Source organism: Micromonospora sediminimaris (assembly GCF_016863575.1).
Classification (GTDB): Bacteria; Actinomycetota; Actinomycetes; order Mycobacteriales; family Micromonosporaceae; genus Micromonospora; species Micromonospora sediminimaris.
Window position 1 is genome coordinate 84,335 of sequence record NZ_BOPD01000027.1, and the last position, 18,857, is coordinate 103,191.

Sequence of the window (18,857 nt, forward strand, 5' to 3'; positions counted from 1 at the left end):
CCAGGGGGCAGGGGCACGCGCCCCGGTTCGGGGGGAGCAAAGCTCTACAGGTTGCCGAACGTGTCGTACCGGGTCCGCTGCGGCGGTACGTCGTCGGCGGCCAGCACTCGGAGTGTGGCGCGCACCATCGATGCCGATCCGGAGACGAAGCAGTCGTGGGTCGTCCACGGCCCGTACCGGGCCACCACGTCGGAGATGTCGCCCTGCTCGCCGTCGAATTCCGGGTCGTCACTGCACGCCGGCGTCACCGACAGCCACGGGTGGGCGGCCACCAACTCCCGCAGCCGGTCCAGACCGTAGAGGTCCGCCGCCGTGCGGGCGCCGTAGAAGACGTGCACCCAACGGGCCCGGTTGTAACCGGCCAACTCCTCGACGAGCGCCTTGATCGGGGCCAGTCCGACGCCACCGGCGACGCAGAGAATGTCCCGCTCGGACGAGCGGTCGACGGTCATCGACCCCATCGGCGCGGCCACCCGCAGCAGGTCGCCCGGCCCGGTCCGCCGGACCAACGCGCCGGAGACCCAACCGGCGGCGTCGGCCGGCGTACGCACGTGGAACTCCAGCACGTTGTCATCGTTCGGCGCGTTGGCGATCGAGTACGTCCGCCACACCCGGGGATGATGGCGGGGCACCTCCACGCTGACGTACTGACCCGCCTTCCAGGTCAACGGGTGTTGCAACGCCCGGCAGGTGAGGACGGCGGTGTCCGGGCCGTACCGCTTGTGGGTCAGCACCTCGGCGTGCCAGAACGGTGGGTCGTCGTCCGCCGCCGCCCCGGCGAGCATCTTCTCGGCGATCGCCGCGTACGCGTCCCGCCACGCCTGGTCGTACTCCAGGTTCCAGCCGTCGCCGGCAGTGCTGCGCAACGCGTCCAGCAGCGCCACGCCCATGGTGTCGTAGTGGGCCGCCTCGACGTGGTACTTGCGGTGGTCCCGGCCGAGCGCACGGAGGAACTCGTCGAAGCCCTCCGGGTCGTCCACCGTGTGGATCGCCGCGATGATCGCTTCGAGCAGCCGGTCGCCCTGGCCGGTCATCTGCACCGGAAAGAGCTTGCGCAGCTCGGGGTCGAGGAGGAAGAGCCGGGCGTAGAAGTGACCGCTCAGCCGGACCCGGTCCTCCTCGACCAGGGTCCAGCTCTCCTTCAGCAGCCGCGCGAAGTTGTCCACCGGGGGCGCTCCTTCTTCTGACGGCGGATCGGGCCCAGACAGAATCTCCACGGAGCGTGCATGAAGGTCGCACAGAATGTGCGATCGCATCGTGAGGGCTGTTCGCCGGTGGGCGGGTGTCACCGGGAGCGCCTCCGGTCGGGCAGAGTGGTCCGGTGACAGTTGAGCTCACCCGTCCGGTGTCCCGCCGGACACTCGGCGTCGAGACGATGCTGGTACTCGGCCTCTCCCTCGGCCAGTCGGCCGTCTACGCCGCCGTGTCGATCATCGCGAAGTTGACCGCCGAGGGGGGCCTGTCGCGGCAGACCGCCGCCTTGAACACCTCCGCGTCGGCCCGCCCCTACCTGGACCTGACGTACCAACTGCTCGGCATCGTCTTCGCGCTGCTGCCGGTGCTGCTCGCCGTACACCTGCTGGCGCGGGACCCCGGCGATCCGGTACGGACCCTCGGCCTGGACTTCGGACGACCCGGGTCCGACCTGGCCCGGGGCGCCGGTCTGGCGGCGCTGATCGGCCTCCCCGGCCTGGCGCTGTTCTGGGCGGCGGCCCAGCTCGGCATCAACGCCACCCTGGTGCCGGCCGCCCTGCCCGACCTGTGGTGGACGGTGCCGGTACTGATCCTCGCCGCGTTCCAGAACAGCATCCTGGAGGAGGTGATCGTGGTCGGCTACCTGATGACCCGGCTGCGTCAGCTCCAGTGGCGGGTCGGCGCGATCATCGCCACGAGCGCGCTGCTGCGCGCCTCGTACCACCTCTACCAGGGGTTCGGCGCGTTCCTCGGCAACGCGGTGATGGGGGTGGTGTTCAGCCTCTTCTACCTGCGTACCCGCCGGGTGATGCCGCTGATCGTGGCCCACGCCCTGCTCGACATCGTCGCCTTCCTCGGCTACGCCCTGCTACCCCGAGAATGGTTCACCTGGCTCTGACCAGTCCAGTCCCGGGCCGCCTTTTCGAAGTCGATCAAGAGGTTTGCGTCTGTCCGCCTGGCGTGTCGTGACGAAACTTCTTGGTCAACCGGCTCACGGCTCACGGGGTGGGCGGTGGGGTGGGCGGTAGAGGGTGGCGGCTCGGGCGGCCAGGCGTTCGGCCCCCGCCGAGTTGCCGGCCGCTGCGGTCAGTGCCGCCGTACCCGGCAGCAGCCGGGACACCAGCCGCAGCGCCAGCCAGCCACCCGCCTGCGCGGCCAGCGGGGCCGCCAGCCGCCAGGCCGCCTCGACCGCGCGGAGTCCGGGCTTATCCTCCGGTCTCTGCGCCGCCCGCGCCGCCGCCACCGCCGCCTCCGCGCTCGCCAGGTCCGGGTGTACCTGGGCCAACATCAGCAGTTCCGCCGCCCGGTCCGGATGCGCCGCATCATGGCCGTACGCCGCCGCCAGGTGCAGCACCAGGTTCGCCTGCGACCAGAGCACCGCCGCCAGTTCGACCACCGGCGCGAAGACTCCGCTCAACGCGGCGGTCGCCCCACCGACGCCGGCCTGCCGGACGAAGCGCCGGTTGGCCAGCCGGGCCAGCCCGTCCGCCCGCGCCCCCGGGTACAACTCCCGCAGCCGCCGGCCCCACTCGGCCGCGCCGGGCCCGAGGACCTCCACCGCGGTCAGGGCCAGTAGCTCCGGGGCGAAGCCCGGATGGTCGACGACCCGCGTCACGAGCATCCCCAGCTCCGATTCCGGCGTACGCCCCGAAATGTCGCGCCCGCTGCCGTCGCCGAACGGTGCGGCCCCGGCCGCCGGCACCAAGACGGCACTGCCCGGCGCTGACCCGGGCTCGCCAACCACTCCGTCGGTGGTCGTCGCGCTTGTGGCCGGTCCGCTGGCCGTCGTCTTTCTGGTGGTCGTGCCGCTGATGGCTGTCTCGCTGGTGGTCGCCGTGCCGCTGGTGGCGGTCGTCTCGCTGGCGGTCGGGTTGCCGCTGGCCGCTTCGCTGGTGGTCCTCTTACGGGGAGCCCTCTTCGTGGCTTTCCGGGCTGCCTTGACCGGTGCTGCCTCGGCACTGGCCGCCGCCGTTTCGGTACCCGACGCCGTCGGACCAGCCTCGCCCGGGGCGGTAGCCGCGCCGGTTGCCGTTCGCCGGGTAGCCTTCCTCGTCGCCTTCTCGACGCCGGTCGCCTCGCCGGTCGCCTCGCCGGTCGCCTCGGGTGCCCTCTCGTCGCTCGCCCGCACCCTTCTCTGCGCCGCCGTCGTCTTGGCCGCTTTCCGTGCCGGAGCCCTTCCGGCCGCAGCGGGGCCGGCCGCTGCCCCGCCCGTCCCCTCGGCGGCCGGCTTGCCAGTGTCAACGGAGGGGGAATCGGTCGTCCGGGCGGTCCTTTCGGCGTCGGTAGTCCCGCTGTCCGTCTCCGTGGTGTCGAAGGCTGAGGGGTCGGTGGCCGGGGCTCCAAGGCTGGAAACGGGGTCGGCAGATCCAACCTGCTGCGGCGATGTCTCGCGCCTGGCCGACTTCCGGCGGGCGGGTCGGGCGTCAGCCGGAGTCCCGTCCGTTCCAACGGAGTCCGAACCCGCTGCCGGCGGCTGGCCGGTGCTACCACGGCGACGCGACGCAGGTACCGACGTGGCTTCCCCGACCTTTCGGCTCGCCGGTGAAGCCGTGCGCTCGCTCTGGCCCGCCGCCTCCGTCACCCCGGTGAACGGCGGCACCGGCGTGGCCGAAGGCCGGGACGCGGCCGGCCCGGACTGGCGCGGCAGCGGCTGCTCCGGCGTCGGTGGCGGCTGAAAGAGCACGCTCGGTGCCGCCTTCGACCGTCGAGGACGGGACCCGGTCGGATCCTCCTGCTCCTCCGGTGGCGACGGTGTCGGTGCCGGAGGCGGCGTGAAGGTCGCCTTCGCGGTGCGTCGGCGGGCTCCCTCAGCAGGCTCACGGCGGTTCTGCTCGCTGGGCGGCTGCTCCTGCATGCCGATGGAGCGTAGTCCTGATCACACCAATGCACAGCGGGGAGCCGTCTGGGATCACTGGGCGCAACTCGTTCCGGTAGTCGCTTTGCTCCCGGCCGGGCGCGGCCTGTATCCTCGGGCGCGGTGGTCTGCGGGCCACCTGGGAGACTTCGCCTAGTCTGGTCTATGGCGCCGCACTGCTAATGCGGTTGGGGTCTTAAAGCCCCTCCCGGGTTCGAATCCCGGAGTCTCCGCGCGAAGGCCGGGTGTGTAGACTGGCCGAGCACCAGCGCCCGTAGCTCAACGGATAGAGCATCTGACTACGGATCAGAAGGTTAGGGGTTCGAGTCCCTTCGGGCGCGCAAGATCATAAGGGGTCCGGGCTGCGGGAACGCGGTTCGGGCCCTCCCTGCTGTCCGCCCGGTGTGGACGGTGGGTGTCGCGTGGGTGCGATGTGGGTGCGATGTGGGTGCGGCCCCGGAAGCGGCTTTCTCGGGGGTTTGTCGAGAAGTGACCTGCGGCTTTGCGGTCTGCTTGCGTTTCGTTGGGGCCGGAGCACGTGTTTTCGGTTTCGTCGGCGCTGGGGTGCCGGCTTTGGGGCCGCGGTCGGGCCGGTTCTTGCGGGCCTTGGTCTTGATCTTCTTGCGGGTCCGGCGGGCGGCGTTGAGGACTAGTTGGGTGGTGGCGTCGGCGCAGCGGCGTTGGATCTGTGGCAGGACGCTGGTGTAGGTGTCGGCGGTGACCACGATGCTGGAGTGCCCGAGCAGATCCTGCAGGGTTTTCAGGTCGGCACCGGCCTCGTGGGCGAGGGACGCGGCGCCGTGGCGCAGGTCGTGCAGCCGTACCGGGGGCAGCCCGGCTCGGCGGACGAGGATTCGGAAGCGGGTGGTGGCGTAGTTCGGGTTGATCGGTTTGCCGTCTGAGCGGGTGAACACGTATCCGCTGTCGGTCCACGGCGTGCCGTTCTCCGCCGCCTCCGCCTTTCGGTCCTGCTCGTGGCGGCGGTGCACGCGCAGGATCTGCACGCTGCGTTTGTCGAGGGCGACCGACCGCCGCCCGGCCGGGGTCTTCGGTTGGCCTTCGACGACGTGGTAGCCGGCGGTGGTGCGGTTACGTTCGATGGTCAGGACGCCGCGGTGGAGGTCGATGTCGGACCACCGCAGCCCGCACAACTCGCCACGGCGCAGTCCGCGCAGGCCGGCGAGCCACCAGAGGGCGAACAGGGGGTCGTCGTTCACGGCGCTGAGGAACTCGGCGAGCTGGTCGGCGGTCCAGACCGCCACGGCCGGCCGGGCGCCGGTCTGTTCCCAGGAGGCGACGCGGGCGTCGGTCCAGACTTTGGCGTAGGGTTGCTGGTAGCCGGTGATCTCGATGTGCCGCGCCGGGTTGCAGTCCAGGACGCCTTCCTTGACCGCGAGGTTGAGGGCGGCGCGCAGGGTGATGCGCAGGTGGTGCATCGCCGAGGCGGACTGGGGGCGGCCCTTGCTGTTCCTGGTGGTCGCTATGTGCGCGAACACGGTGCGCAGGAGCGGGGCGTCGAGGTCGGCCAGGCGGTTGTCGGCCGAGCTGCGGGATGAGGACGTTCTCGACGTCGCGGGTGTAGTGAAAGCGCGTGGTGGGTCGGATCGTGGTGCGGTTGTCGAGCCAGTGTCGCAGCCACCGTTCGACCGTCCAGCCCTGTGCCGTCCGGTCCGCCTCGGTGCTGTTCAGCCATTCGTCGCGGGCGTGGCGGGCGGCGGCCTGCGAGGGGTAGCCACCACGACGGGCCCGCTCCCGCTGGCCGAGCAGATTCGTGGCGGAGCAGTGGAAGTACCAGGTGCCGTGGCCACGTTCGCCCAATCGGGGGCAGGACTGCTCCAATCGCCGCCGCTGGTCGTCCCGGCACCCGCACCGTTTGAAAATCACCTCTGACCTCGCCATGACCGTGCCCTTCTCGTGGAGTCACCTGTTCCACCGACGCCGACCAACCTGCCGATACGGGCCTATCGACCGGCGCTCGCCACGTGTGCCTTCTGGCGATCCGCTGGCTGGCGGGGCGGCGGCCCACCCGAGGGCCGGGTAGTGACTGTCGTCGAAGGCCAGAGGTAGCGCGTGCCGTGAGGCAGCGGCACCGCCAGAGACCGGCTCCGGCGATCTTGATTCCGGCGCGCCGAGTGTCCTGGCGAAGCGCGACCACAGCTGTGCCACATGTCTGGCGGTCAAGTCCCGCCCTGCGCGCTCAAGCCGTTCGGCTGGCCGCGCCTCGACAAGCCGCCGGTGCCAGTCCGCTGCGTGTTTGAGCCGCCCAGGATCTTGTAGAGCCATCGCTGAGCCCGGCGTCTTGTGTCGTCGTTGCCGGACATTCTTGCTGCCGTCAGTAGGCGGACCAGTCATGTGGCTTCCTTGAGGCACTCGAGGATTGCGGTCTGTGCCTGCGGGGAGAGGTTGACCTCGGTGGTGGCGTCAACACCGTCCGCGCCGTCGAGCAGCGCTGCCAGTTGGTCGTCGGGAGCGTAAGTGAGGTACCAGTCCGCCACGCACTCGGCCGCCGGGTCGGGCACGTCGGCCGTGCGTGGATCCCGCCGCAGCGCGGCGATGACCTCGGCCCGGTCCGGCCGGTCCGGGCCCGCCGTGAGGACCGAGCCGAGTACGGCCGTACCGGCGGCAGAGGCGACCACGGCAACGGCGAGGATGATGGTCCACCGTGGAATCCTGGCCATGGTCGTCACGGTAGCGGCCGTCCGCATCACGCGCTGCCCGCCTGCCTGCGCGCGGCCGCTGCGGCCTCCACATGGCCAACCGATCCCTACCGGGGGATGACAGATTGCGTTGATGCCGCTACGGTGGGTTCGCACCGCGGCGATCGACGAACTTCATCGCAATGGGTGTCGACGTCGCCGTTGACCAATTGATCTAACGGGGGATCAATGAGCGCTACGCGTGGCTTCCGTCTGCGTATCCGTCTCTCGGCGCTGGTCGTCGTCACGCTCGGCCTTGGCTTCGCGCAGGCCCCGACGCCTGCGTTGGCTGCCGTCCCGGAGCCGGGTGCCCGGCTTGCAGCCGGGCAGGCCGGGCCGCTAGAGCACTTTTACGATGCCGCAGGCCAGCTCGTTGCGACTAGCGACGGTACCGATGCGGCCGTCAACCGGTATGACGAAGCCGGCAACCTGTTGCGCACCGATCGGGTACCGGCGTCTCGTGTCACGATCTTCGCTCTGGTGCCGGCGCGTGGCCCGGTCGGCACGAGGGTGGAGATTCAGGGCACGGGATTCGCTCCGGCGGCGGCCGACAACGACGTCACCGTCGATGGCATTCCCGCGACGGTTACCACGGCCAACGCCAACCGGCTGACCATTGAGATCCCTGCCGGCGTCACCGACGGTGTGGTGCGGGTGGCGACCGGCGGCGAGGCGGCGACGAGCCCGACGCCGTTCACGCTGGCGCGTGGGGTGACCAAGCCGCAGATCACCGAGGTGTCCACGGACCGCGGCAACCGCAACGAGATTGTCACCATCACCGGAACAGGCTTTGACCCGGTGGCGAGCCGCAACGTGGTGCAGTTCCACCGGACGGTCGCGCGGGTGGAGCAGGCGAGTGCGACGAGCCTGCGGATACGGGTGCCCGACGCGGCGTCCGCGGGACGAATCAGCGTGCGTACCCCCGGTGGCGTGGCGGTCAGTTCGGAAGATTTCCTCGTCTCACCGCGCGGGTTCGTCATGCGTGACCTGGTTTACGCGGGCCGGCTGGCCAAGGACGGTCCGGCGATCGCCGCCACCATCCCGGCCGGCAAGGCGGCACTCCTGCTGATCGACGGGACCGCCGGCGAGCGACTCAACCTACAGACCTCGAACAACACCATTCCTGTTCGTTCGGCGCTATGGATGTTCACCCCGTACGGCGGCAACTTCGCCCGCGGAGCGCTGGGCGACCCGCTCGACATCTGGGCCGGTGCGCCGCTGAGCCAGGACCTGCCGGCCATGCCTACCACCGGCACGTACGCGATGGTGATCAAGCCGAACGACGGCGCGGCGGGGCAGGTCGCGATCGCGGCGTCCACGACGCTCGCCGGTACGAACCTGACGAAGAATGGCGCGGGCGTGCCGTTCCAGATCACCGTGCCGCAGCAGGCGACCGAGTTTCCGTTCACGGCGGCGGCTAACGAGTGGATCAGTCTCGGCCTGACCGAGCTGAGTGAGCCGTCCAACCGCTTCGTTGTCACCATCACCGCGCCCGATGGCACGGCGAACACCTGGAACTACGCCCTAGCCGACTACATCCCGACGATGGTCTACCGGACCCGGGGCGCCGGAACGTACCGGCTGGCGGTCACGTTCGGGCCGAACGAGTTGGGCTTCGGTAAGATCTGGCTGTCCTCGGTGATCAACGGGTCGACGCTCGGCGTCAACGGTGCCGAGGCCAGCCTGCGTATCGAGCGGCCGGGCCAGTCGGTGCGGCTGCCGTTCGAGGGCATCGCCGGGCAGGATCTCCAGCTCGGGTTTTCGGAGAACCTGCTCCAGCAAAATGACCGCCCGTACTATCCGGGCGCGTTGCTGATCGAGCCGGACGAGGTGCAGCGCGAACTGCCACGGGGATGGCCCGAGGCACGTTCCCTACCGACCCTGCGCAAGACGGGCACGCACCACCTGCTCATCACCGGGTGGCAGGCGGTGGGCACGGTCAAGGCGTGGCTGTCGACGTCGATCGACGGCGGCACGCTGGCTTCTAACACCCGCTCGTCCGTGACGATCGACCGACCGGGCCGGGATGCCGAGTTCTTCTTTGACGGTACCGCTGGTCGGCCGATCTCTATGGGCACGATCAACAACGCGATACCGGGCGAGGTGACGCTACGGCTGTTCCGGCCCAACGGCAGCCAGGTCAGCCTGGGCAGTGGGCGCAGCTTCGACATCGCCGCGTTGCCGGACACGGGCCGGTACCGGCTCCAAGTGGATCCGGAGTCACCAGGCACCGGGCGGGTCAACGTGTACGCGGCCGAGGCGATCGACGTCGGCGAGATGGCGCTGGACACGGCGATCCCGGCTCCGGTGGAGCTGCCCGGGCAGAGGGTGGTGGGCCGGTTTGCCGGGCAGGTTGGTCAGCGGCTGAGCCTCGGAACCCGAACCCCCATGGCGAACCTCACGGTTCGGGTGTACCGGCCGGACAACTCGCTGCTCACCAGCGCCAACATCGACACCCGGTTCGGTCTGGACCTGCCGGCGCTGACGGTCTCCGGTGAGCACCGAATCGAGATCACCACGTTCAACCGGGAGACCGGTGATCTCACGCTCTTTCTGTCGACCGAAGCCGACGCAGGCGACTTCACCGTGGACGGCGCGAACAAGACGATCACCATCGCGCGGCCGGCGCAGAATGCACGGCTGACGTTCACCGCCAACGCCGGTGACCGAATCGACATGAACATCGTCGCGCTCGGACTCGAGGGCGGCGGCGCCTTCTACTACACCCTCGTCGGCCCGGACGGGCGGGTGCTGGCCAACCACTGGTGGCCGGTCCGGTTCCGGGAACAGTTGCCCACGCTGACCGCCACGGGCGTGCATACGCTGATCCTCGACCCGGGCACGGGCGCCACCGGCACCATCGAGCTGGGCCTGAAGAACCGCACGACGCCGTTGGTGCCCAGGACTGCTGACAGGAAGGCGCTCACCGAGCCGCGACCGGTCACCCCGGTATGCGACACGGAGCCGGAGACCGCACTCGTTCCGTCGGCGCCAGCGCCCGGGCAGGCGGACGCGGCGCCGAAGCCAAAGCCTGCGGCCAGCGCCTGTCAGGTCGCCACCGGCTGGAAGCCGGACGCCCGACACCTCGACGGCGGCGATTGGGTCACCGGGGAGTGGACTCCGCCGCACCGTGATCGCGCATTGCAGTTCCCGGTCGGGATGACCGGCGTGGTCGGCAAGGTGCTCGACACCCGGGGCCAGCCGCTGGCAAAGGTCACCGTCAGCGCGGCCGGCAAGCGCGCCGTCACCGACGCTAAGGGACGCTTCGCCCTGGCCGACGTGCCCGGAGGCCATCTGTCGCTGCGCGTGGACGGCCGCACCGCGGAGGGCGAGTACGGCGTGTTCGACATCGGTGTTGAGGTCGAGCGCGGACAGGTGCTCGTCCTGCCGCACACGATCTACCTGCCGGAGATCGACCCTGCCGACACGGTCCAGGTGCCCAGCCCAACCACGACGGAGGTCGTGCTCACCACCAAGGCGATCCCCGGCTTGGAGGTGCGCATCCCGGCCGGCACGGTGATCCGCGACGCGGACGGCAACGTTGTCCGGGAGCTGAGTCTCACCCCCGTGCCCATCGACCGGCCACCATTCCCGCTTCCGCCGACGAAGGTACCGGTCTACTTCAGCGTCCAACCCGGCGGCGGGGTGCTGTTCCCCGAGGGTGCCACGATCGTCTACCCGAACTACACCAAGGAAGCTCCGGGCACCCGGACCCAGTTCTGGAACTACGACCCGGACGGCCGCGGCTGGCACATCTACGGACACGGCACGGTCTCCCGGGACGGCAGGCGGATTGTGCCCGACAAGGACGTCAGGTTTTACCGTCTGACCGGTGCGATGACTGCTGTGCCGGGGATGAATCCCCCGCCGCGCGCCCCGGTGGCCAACGGCGTGCGGGTCGCGGATCCGGTGGACCCAGCCACAGGCCTGCTCGTCGACGAAAGCGTCGACCTGGTCATCGACGACATCCTGCCAATCGAGATTAAACGGACGTACCAGCAGGGCGACCAGGACGCCCGAGTCTTCGGCACGGGAATGAACTTCAACTACGGCATCTTCCCGTGGTCACCCGGTAGCATCGGCAACTTCGACTTTCAGACGTTCGACCTGATCCAGCCGGACGGCTCGAAGATTCACTACACGAGGACAACGCCGGGCACCGACTACGCCGGTGCTGTCTTCCGGGCCGCACCGACTCCCACAAAGTACGACGGGTCTACCGTGGCGTGGAACGGCGACGGCTGGGACGTCACGCTCCGGGACGGCACCGTGATCGTCCTCGGCGACGAGGCACCCGTCCAGGCGATCCGCGACAAGTATGGCAACACCACCACCATCACCCGGGCCACGGCCGGTCCGGGTACCGACGGCAAAGTCCGGCAGAACGGCGCCATCACCCAAATCACCTCCCCGAGCGGCCGCTGGGTGCGGTTCAGCTACGACTCTGCCAACCCGCCGCGCATCAGCGCCATCGAGGACAACATCGGGCGCCGGGTTAGTTACACGTACCACGGAACCGGCCACCTGAAGACGGTGACGAATCCAGACGGCGGGGTCACCGAGTACACCTGGGATACGGCCGGCCGAATGAAGACCGCGCGCGACCCACGCGGCACCGAGTTCATGGTCAACGAGTACGACAACCAGGGCCGGGTCGAGTCGCAGCGGGCCGCAGATGGCGGACTGACCGAGTTCGAGTACACCACCGCTGGCGGCGCCATCACCGAAACGCGGATGACCGACCCCCGCGGCCACGTGCGTCGGTTCACGTTCAACGCCCACGGTGCGGTCCTCACGGACACCCGCGCCTTCGGCACCGGCAGGGCGCAAACTGTCCGGACCGAGTACGACGACAGTGGCGTGCGTCCCGTAGCCACGGTGGACGCCCTCGACCGCCGCACCACCTACGACTACGACGACGCGGGTCAGGTCCAGGAGATCACGTACCTCGCGGGCACGCCGCAGGCCCGCTCCGAGGTGTTTGAACGAAACGGCCCCCACGGTGAGCTGACCAAGTTTACTGACACGTTCGGCAACAGCACGAGCGTGGACCTGGACGGGCGCGGCGCCACCAGGAGCGTCACCGACGCGACCAACCGCCGTACCACGTACGAGGTCAACGCAGCCGGACTGATCACCAAGGAAATCGATCCGGGGCAGCGCGAGACGACGTACGAGTACGCCGACGCGGACCCGGTGACCATCACCGATCCAGATGGGCGGAGCCTGCGGGCCGGCTTCGACGCGATTGGCCGACCGGTGTACGAGGTGGACGGCCGCGGTGCCGCCACCGAAACCGCCTGGGCGCACCACGGCAAGGCGCGTTCGGTCACCGACCCGCTCGGACACACGACTGTTTTCGAATACAACGCGAACGGCATGCTCCACATCGTGACCGACCCGCGGGGCGGCGAGACGGTCTACGACTACAACGAGATGGATCTGCTCGAGAAGATCACCGACCCACTCGGCAGGGCCGAGACCTTTGGGTACGACCGAAACGGCAACCTGACCCGGCACACCAGCCGGCGGCAAATCGTCACCGAGCACGACTATGACGAGCTGAACCGCCCCGGGCAGACCCGCGTCGGCGGGACCACGGTCGACTACACCTTCGACCTGGCCGACCGGCTACGCGGCACCACCGACTCACAGGCCGGCACGACCACGCTCGAGTACGACGACTTCGACCGGGTACGCAGCGAGATAACGCCGCAAGGCACCGTCGACTACAGCTACGGCACGACCGTGCGAGACCGCACCATGACGCTGCCAGACGGTGCCACACGGCATGTTTACGACGCCAACGGCGCCCTCAGCGAGATCCATCGCAACGGTACGCAGGTCACCGCCATCACCCGGGACGCCGTGGGCCGGCCGGAGCGGGTAGGGGCGCCCGGCGAGGGCGTGCACCAGGTCTACAACTACAACCACGCGGGCCAAGTGAAGTCGATTACCTACCAGGCCGGAACGACCGTGCTGGGCGAGCTGGTGTACGACTACGACGCTGCCGGCCTGCCGATCCGGACCTCCGGTAGCTACTCTCGTCCAGTCCTACCCGCGCCGTTCGGGCCCGCGACCTATGACGCGGCCAACCGGATCGACACCTTGGACGACGTCGATGTCACCTACGACGCCGACGGCAACCTCACCTCCGATGGCGAGACCACGTACACGTGGAGCCCGCGTGGCGAACTATCCTCACTGAGCCGCCCGGGGTTGTCCGCCACCTTCGGATACGCCACTGACGGCCGCCGCACCGCCCGCACCATCGGCGCAGCTACCACGAACTATCTGTACGACGGGGCGAACCCGGTGCAGGAAAAGGTGGCTGGGGCGGTCACGGCGACGATGACCGGTGCCGGGTTCGACGGCTGGCACCTGCGCGAGTCGGGCGGTACGACCAAGCGGTTCCTCACCGACGGCGTGGGTAGTACTGTGGCGTTGGTCGACGACGCCGGGGCGGGGGCGCAGTACGCGTACGACCCGTTCGGCACCACCAGTGTTACCGGTGACGACGGTGGCAACCCCTACCGCTACACCGGCCGCGAAGACGACGGCACCGGGCTCTACTACTACCGGTCCCGCTACTACAGCCCGGTCCTGCAGCGTTTCATCAGCGAAGATCCGATCGGCATCACATCGGGCGAGTCCAACCCGTACACGTACGCCCTGAACCGGCCGACCGCGCTGAACGACCCACTGGGCACCAAGCCGGCGCGTCCCGGCGGCGGGCGAAGCTGTTCGACACCGAACAGCTTCACCCCGGAGACGTTGGTGCAGATGGCCGACGGTTCGCGCAAGCGGATCGCCGACGTGCGGTTGGGTGACAGGGTGTTGGCTGGCGATCCCGAGACCGGCCAAACGGCGGCCCGCACGGTCACCGGTGTGATCACCGGGGACGGCGTCAAGCGCTTGGTGGACATCGCCGTGGACACCGACGGCGACGGCGCCGCCGACGGCACGCTCACCGCGACCGACGGCCACCCATTTTGGATGCCCGAACCGGGTGAGTGGCGTGAGGCGAAGGACCTGCGGACGGGCGGCCTGCTCCAAACCGGGGCCGGCACCCACGTCCAGATCACCGCGATCCAGCACCGCACCGACGTGCAGCGGGTCCACAACCTCACCGTCGACGACCTGCACACGTACCACGTGGTGGTCGGTGGCGAGCCGGTCCTCGTCCATAACACCAACGCGCCGCGCATCTTCGCGGTGGGATGCAACGGAGACACCGAGGTCCTGCCGGTGCATGAGATCAACCGCAATCGGTACCCGGATGTGGCCGACAACTTCGAAAACGCTATCCGCAACGGGCACAGCCCGATCGTCACCCGACAGACCGGCCGGTCGAATGTCCGGGCGAACCGCAACGCTGCCCAGGCCGGCGAGCCGCGGCCGGACTCGCTTGGCCGCAACCTGTCCTGGGAGGAGTACCCGTTCGCGTCGACCCGCGAGGGGGGAGCCGGAGCGCAGCTGCGTCTCATCGACCGGACACAGAACACCTCGCACGGCCGAGATTCGCTGTGGCCGTTCCTTCGAGACAACGGCGTTGCCAATGGTGATCGTTACTATGTGCGCGTCAATTGACGAACGGGAGCGCACATGCTGATCGACCGTCTCGACGAACTGGTGACGATCGTCCGTGAGCTAGGTCGTCCAGTCGCCTCGTTGCTCGTGCCGGGTACTTCCCGCGGGGAGGTGGAGCGCGCGTACGGTGCGCCCGTGCCCGAGGACGTGGCCACCTGGTTCGGCTGGTGTAACGGAGTTCGCTCCGAGCCCGGGCAGATCCAGGACACCGTGAACCTGGTGCCCGGCTACCGGCCGCTGTCGGCGGCTGAGGCCGCTGCCCTTCGGCCAGCGTATGAGGACGATCCGGTGCTTGGTACGCGGTGGATGCCGCTGCTCGGCGGACCGAGTGGTGACCTCTACGCGGCGGTGTGGTCCGGAAACGAGCGGCCCGGCATCGCCGGAGTGCTGATTGGTGAACCGACCGAGATTGAGTTTGCCGATACCGAACGGCTGGTGGACTTTTTCGTCCGCTGCTATCGGCAGGGCGCGTTCACCGTCGGGAGCGACGGGCTGCTGACGATGGACACCGACCGGTACGACGCGATATACGCCGACATCGCCGGCGGCTGAGCCGGCCACACACGGGGGAGGAATGGGTATGGCAAAGGATTCTTCGTGGCGCTGGTGCGGGCGGGTCGCGGCGGCCATGCTGGTCGTCGCGCCGCTGGCGGCAGGTGGATCCGGCGCGGCCGCGGCACCGCCCGACGGCCACATCGTCGTTCCGCACGGCGCCGAGGTGGTCGAAGGGCAGTACATCGTAGCGCTGCGACCGGAGGCTGGCCGGTCGCCCGCCTCGCTGGCCGGCGCGGTGGCGCGCCGGTATGGCGGCACCGTGGTGCGGACGTACGAGGCGGCGCTGGACGGATTCGTGGTGAGAACCACCGAGGAGAGGGCGCGCCGGCTGGCCGCCGACCCGTCGGTGGCGCTGGTCGAGGCCGACACGCTGGTCTACCCGGCGGAGACCCGGCCGTACCCGATCTGGAGCCTCGACCGAATCGACCAGCGCACATCGGTGCTGAACGACGAGTACGTCTACCCAGACTCGGCCGGTGCCGGCGTGCACGCGTACGTCTTGGATACCGGGATCCGTACCGATCACCGTGAGTTCGGCGGTCGCGCCAGCGTGGGCTTCGACGCCATCCAGGATGGCTGGGACGGTGAGGACTGCAGCGTGAACGGGCACGGCACGCACGTGGCCGGCACCGTCGGCGGTGCGACGTACGGGCTGGCGAGCAACGTGTCGCTGGTGTCGGTTCGCGTGCTGAGCTGCGCCGGACCCGGCACGCAAAGCCAGGTCATCGCGGGCGTCGACTGGGTCACCGCCAACGCCCAGCACCCGGCGGTGGCGAACATGAGCCTCGGCGGTGGCTTCTCCACCCTGCAGAACCAGGCCGTCTCCGCCTCGGTCGCCAGCGGTGTCACGTACGTCATCGCCGCTGGCAACAAGGACGCGAACGCGTGCAACTACAGCCCCGCCTCCGAGCCGTCCGCAATCACGGTCGGTGCCAGCAACTCCTCCGACGAGCGGGCGCGCGGATGGGGCGGCACCGACCCGGGTTCCAACCACGGCACCTGCCTGGACCTGTTTGCCCCCGGCGAGAACATCCGCTCAGCCAGCCACGCCACCGCCAGCGCCTCCAGTTCCCAGCGCGGCACCTCAATGGCTGCGCCGCACGTCGCCGGCGCCGTGGCGCTACTGCTGGCGGAGGAGCCGACGCTGCCCCCGACCCAGGTGGCACAGCGAGTCATTGCCGCATCGACCGTGAACACGCTGCGACTGGCGAGCACCGACACCTCACCGAACCGGCTGCTGTACGTCGGACCGGAACTGTTCGGCCGGACCGGCGATGCCTGACGGCGACGGTCGGGAGCCGCACCGGCCGCACATCCCGCACCGTGGCATGCGCCGTCGGGCAGTCCTAACCGGCCTGGTGGCCGCAGGCACCGCCGCCAGCGCGGCGGCTGGCTGCCGCCGGCCTGACTCGTCGAACAACGCCGACCGGGCCACGCCGCCCGGCACCGGACGACCAGCCATCGACCGCGCCGCCCCGGTCGTCCACCCGGCCGGTGTCGTCTCACCGCCGCTGCCCGCCTGCACCATGACCGCATACGACGTGACCGCCACGAATCGTGCCGGACTCGCAGCGGCCCTGCGTGCGCTGGGCCAGCCCGTGCGCGACGCCATCGTTTCCGTCGCGGTCGGCGGCTCACTCTTTGACGACCGGTTCGGGCTGAGCCCGCCACGACTACTGACGGCGATGCCGGAGTTCCCCAGCGACGTGCTCGATCTCGACTGGTGCCACGGTGACCTGCTCGTGCAGATCACCGCCACCGACCCGACTATCGCCAAACGGGCGTCGCGCCGGTCGCTACCAGGCCTGCGGCCTCGCTGGCGGCTGGATGGCTTTCACCCGCGTAACCGGGGGCCCGGGGTGCGCAACCTGTTCGGCTTCCGGGAGGGGGCCGGCAACCCGGAGGCGTCAGACGCTCAACTGATGGACGACCTGGTCTGGGTGAAGCCGGGCGACGGCGAGCCGGCCTGGTGCGTCGGCGGTACTTACCAGGTGGTGCGGCTGATCCGCCTGGCCATGTCGAGCTGGGACGTGGAGTCCACAACTGAGCAGGAAAAAGTCTTCGGTCGACGCAAGGACACGGGGGCACCGCTGGGGCAGGACACTGAGACTGCCGACCCGGACTATGCTGCCGACCCCGACGGCCGCACCATCGCACTGAACGCGCATATCCGCCGGGCGAACCCGCGCACCCCGGACGCGTTGGCGCACCAGATTCTGCGCCGTGGCTGGTCGTACCGGCGCCGTGACGACGCGGCGGGGGAACACCTAGGGCAGATCTTTGTCTGCTACCAGCGGGACGTGGAGAAGGGATTCGCCGCCATCCAGCAGCGGCTGGCCAGCGAGGCGCTGGAGCGGTACCTGCTGCCGTACGGCGGCGGCTACTACTTCATCCCACCTGTCGGTGGCGAGTACCCCGGACAGGCCATGTTCACGATGTGACGCCGCACGAAAGGTCGAGTGAGCTCCTTGCATAACGCGCCGGGCCAAAGAGGTCCTAACGAAATGACGTTGGGCGCGTCCTCGGGAATTGAGGGTCGTTCTGTCTGAACGTAAGGAGGGGTGAGCAGCCTGTACCGTTCGAAAACTCGGCCACGGGCGTTGACGTGCGACTTTGTTCGCCATGGGATCGATGAGTGGCGTCATGCTGCCGGTCATGATCCTGTCGATCGGCTACCTGATTCTTCGTCAGGCACTGCAAGTGATCATCCTGTTGGCCCGCGGCGGTGACACTAACGCGGTCGTGCTGCGGCACTAGGTCGCGGTCCTGCGTCGGCAGGTGCGCCGGCTGGATCCGGAACCGGCCGACCGGGCAGTGCTCGCCAGCTTGTCGAGGCTGTTGCCGCGGACCCGGTGGGAGGCGTTTCTCATCACCCCGGCCACGTTGTTGCGCTGGCACCGCAATCTGATCACAAGGCGGTGGACCTACCCGAGACGCCGACGCGGTCGACCACCGGTCACAACCGAGGTCCGCCAGCTGGTGCTACGGCTGGCCCAGGACAACCCCACCTGGGGATGCCGGCGTATTCAGGGCGAGTTAACTGGCCTGGGCTACCGGCTCGCCGCCAGCACGACCTGGGCGGTCCTGACCAAGGCCGGTGCCGGGCCGGCTCCACGACGGGCGGGACCGGCCTGGACCGAGTTCCTCACCACCCAGGCCAAAGGCATCCTGTGCTGCGACTTGCTGCACGTCGACACCATCAGACTGACCCGCATCTACGTCCTGTTCCTGATAGAGGTCGCTACCCGGCGAGTCCACCTGCTGGACGCCACCACGAAAACCCGACCGGCGACTGGGTGGCACAGCAAGCGCGCAACCTCATGATCGACCTGGGCGGCAGGCAAACGCCGGTAAAGACGGGATGGAGATTTGGCTCGTCCGTCGGCTCATTTGATCGCGTGGTGCTCCGGTGGTGCTCGGATGTTCGGCACCCCACCAGCACGGACCCGACTGTTTCAGCATCCGCGGCAGCTTCGTCGTCCGCAGACTGCGGCGGCCCGTCGAGCGCAACGCCTGGACCAGCAGAAACGAAAAGCCCTCCGTCTGGACGGAGGGCGGGTGAACCGGTACGTTATAGGAGTATAAGGTTGCGATAGAGATACTTTGCCCGGTTCCGACTACGGATCAGAAGGTTAGGGGTTCGAGTCCCTTCGGGCGCGCCACGCGATCAAGGCCGCGACCAGCGAAACGTTGGTCGCGGCCTTGATCCTTTCCCAGCATGTAGCGCAATCTTCCAGCGTGTGGGAGCTTCGTGCTCCGATGTCTGCGGGTCGTTCGAGGGGCGGTTCGGGTGCGTGCCGCCCAGTCTGGATCATGGTTGAGGTGGCCTTCGGCCGAGCGCCAACGAGTGTCCAATGTGATTAGCGGCGGGGCTGCTGGTGTACATCTGGCCCGAATGATGGGCAGCCGGAAGAGGCCCATGCCGCCTCCTCCGCACGGACTCTGCTCGCGACCCCGATGCATCGCCC

General features: G+C 69.1%; 12 protein-coding genes and 2 tRNA genes. 10 read left to right on the plus strand and 4 right to left on the minus strand.

Annotated elements, in window-relative coordinates; genetic code table 11:
• Nucleotides 1-44: 44 nt before the first annotated feature.
• Nucleotides 45-1,166: a globin domain-containing protein gene (locus tag Vse01_RS21540; RefSeq protein WP_093410729.1), complete on the minus strand. Its 1,122-nt coding sequence runs from the start codon at nt 1,164-1,166 to the stop codon at nt 45-47.
• A gap of 155 nt (nt 1,167-1,321) precedes the next feature.
• Between Vse01_RS21540 and Vse01_RS21545 the strand changes: the two genes are divergently transcribed.
• Complete coding sequence (locus tag Vse01_RS21545) at nt 1,322-2,092, plus strand: CPBP family intramembrane glutamic endopeptidase (RefSeq protein ID WP_093410728.1); 771 nt, start codon at nt 1,322-1,324, stop codon at nt 2,090-2,092.
• A 93-nt stretch (nt 2,093-2,185) separates the two neighbouring features.
• On the opposite strand, the gene Vse01_RS21550 is transcribed toward Vse01_RS21545, so the two are convergent.
• Entirely contained in the window at nt 2,186-2,815 is a 630-nt protein-coding gene (locus Vse01_RS21550) for a hypothetical protein (RefSeq protein WP_198413261.1), read from the minus strand.
• A 130-nt stretch (nt 2,816-2,945) separates the two neighbouring features.
• Here Vse01_RS21550 and Vse01_RS21555 point away from each other — a divergent pair, with 130 nt between their 5' ends.
• From Vse01_RS21555 to Vse01_RS21565, 3 genes are all read left to right on the plus strand, one after another.
• The gene (locus Vse01_RS21555; protein ID WP_198413260.1) at nt 2,946-3,869 is read left to right on the plus strand and encodes a hypothetical protein; all 924 of its coding nucleotides are present in this window, start codon (nt 2,946-2,948) and stop codon (nt 3,867-3,869) included.
• 321 nt (nt 3,870-4,190) lie between these two features.
• Nucleotides 4,191-4,281, plus strand: a tRNA-Ser gene (locus Vse01_RS21560).
• 35 nt (nt 4,282-4,316) lie between these two features.
• A tRNA-Arg gene (locus Vse01_RS21565) sits at nt 4,317-4,389 on the plus strand.
• Here the strand turns inward: Vse01_RS21565 and Vse01_RS21570 are convergent.
• Entirely contained in the window at nt 4,363-5,544 is a 1,182-nt protein-coding gene (locus Vse01_RS21570) for a tyrosine-type recombinase/integrase (protein WP_232511457.1), read from the minus strand. The genes Vse01_RS21565 and Vse01_RS21570 overlap by 27 nt on opposite strands.
• Nucleotides 5,545-6,396: 852 nt before the next feature.
• The gene (locus Vse01_RS21575; RefSeq protein ID WP_093410726.1) at nt 6,397-6,726 is read right to left on the minus strand and encodes a hypothetical protein; all 330 of its coding nucleotides are present in this window, start codon (nt 6,724-6,726) and stop codon (nt 6,397-6,399) included.
• Nucleotides 6,727-7,224: 498 nt separating this feature from the next.
• On the opposite strand from Vse01_RS21575, the gene Vse01_RS21580 reads away from it, so the two are divergent.
• The 6 genes from Vse01_RS21580 (at nt 7,225) to Vse01_RS29450 (ending at nt 18,213) form a co-directional block, all read left to right on the plus strand.
• Nucleotides 7,225-14,334 (plus strand): RHS repeat-associated core domain-containing protein, encoded by a 7,110-nt coding sequence (locus Vse01_RS21580; RefSeq protein WP_170863624.1) that lies wholly within the window; start codon nt 7,225-7,227, stop codon nt 14,332-14,334.
• Between the two features lie 15 nt (nt 14,335-14,349).
• On the plus strand, nt 14,350-14,886 hold the full coding sequence (locus tag Vse01_RS21585) for an SMI1/KNR4 family protein (protein ID WP_093410722.1): 537 nt from the start codon (nt 14,350-14,352) through the stop codon (nt 14,884-14,886).
• A gap of 28 nt (nt 14,887-14,914) precedes the next feature.
• Nucleotides 14,915-16,171, plus strand: coding sequence for a S8 family peptidase (locus tag Vse01_RS21590; RefSeq protein ID WP_170863623.1), 1,257 nt, complete (start codon nt 14,915-14,917; stop codon nt 16,169-16,171).
• Nucleotides 16,164-17,330, plus strand: coding sequence for a Dyp-type peroxidase (locus Vse01_RS21595; protein WP_093410718.1), 1,167 nt, complete (start codon nt 16,164-16,166; stop codon nt 17,328-17,330). Before Vse01_RS21590 ends, Vse01_RS21595 begins: the two co-directional genes overlap by 8 nt.
• 190 nt (nt 17,331-17,520) lie before the next feature.
• Complete coding sequence (locus Vse01_RS29665; protein ID WP_275415517.1) at nt 17,521-17,646, plus strand: hypothetical protein; 126 nt, start codon at nt 17,521-17,523, stop codon at nt 17,644-17,646.
• Between the two features lie 57 nt (nt 17,647-17,703).
• A complete protein-coding gene (locus Vse01_RS29450) occupies nt 17,704-18,213 on the plus strand; it encodes a helix-turn-helix domain-containing protein (protein WP_275415519.1) in 510 nt (169 codons plus the stop codon).
• The last annotated feature ends 644 nt before the right edge of the window (nt 18,214-18,857 follow it).

Coding starts and splice junctions, on each gene's coding strand:
- Vse01_RS21595 (WP_093410718.1), top strand. CDS start 16,164: ATGCCTGACGGCGACGGTCGGGAGCCGCACCGGCCGCACATCCCGCAC.
- Vse01_RS21590 (WP_170863623.1), top strand. CDS start 14,915: ATGGCAAAGGATTCTTCGTGGCGCTGGTGCGGGCGGGTCGCGGCGGCC.
- Vse01_RS29665 (WP_275415517.1), top strand. CDS start 17,521: ATGAGTGGCGTCATGCTGCCGGTCATGATCCTGTCGATCGGCTACCTG.
- Vse01_RS21585 (WP_093410722.1), top strand. CDS start 14,350: ATGCTGATCGACCGTCTCGACGAACTGGTGACGATCGTCCGTGAGCTA.
- Vse01_RS21575 (WP_093410726.1), bottom strand. CDS start 6,726: ATGGCCAGGATTCCACGGTGGACCATCATCCTCGCCGTTGCCGTGGTC.
- Vse01_RS21550 (WP_198413261.1), bottom strand. CDS start 2,815: ATGCTCGTGACGCGGGTCGTCGACCATCCGGGCTTCGCCCCGGAGCTA.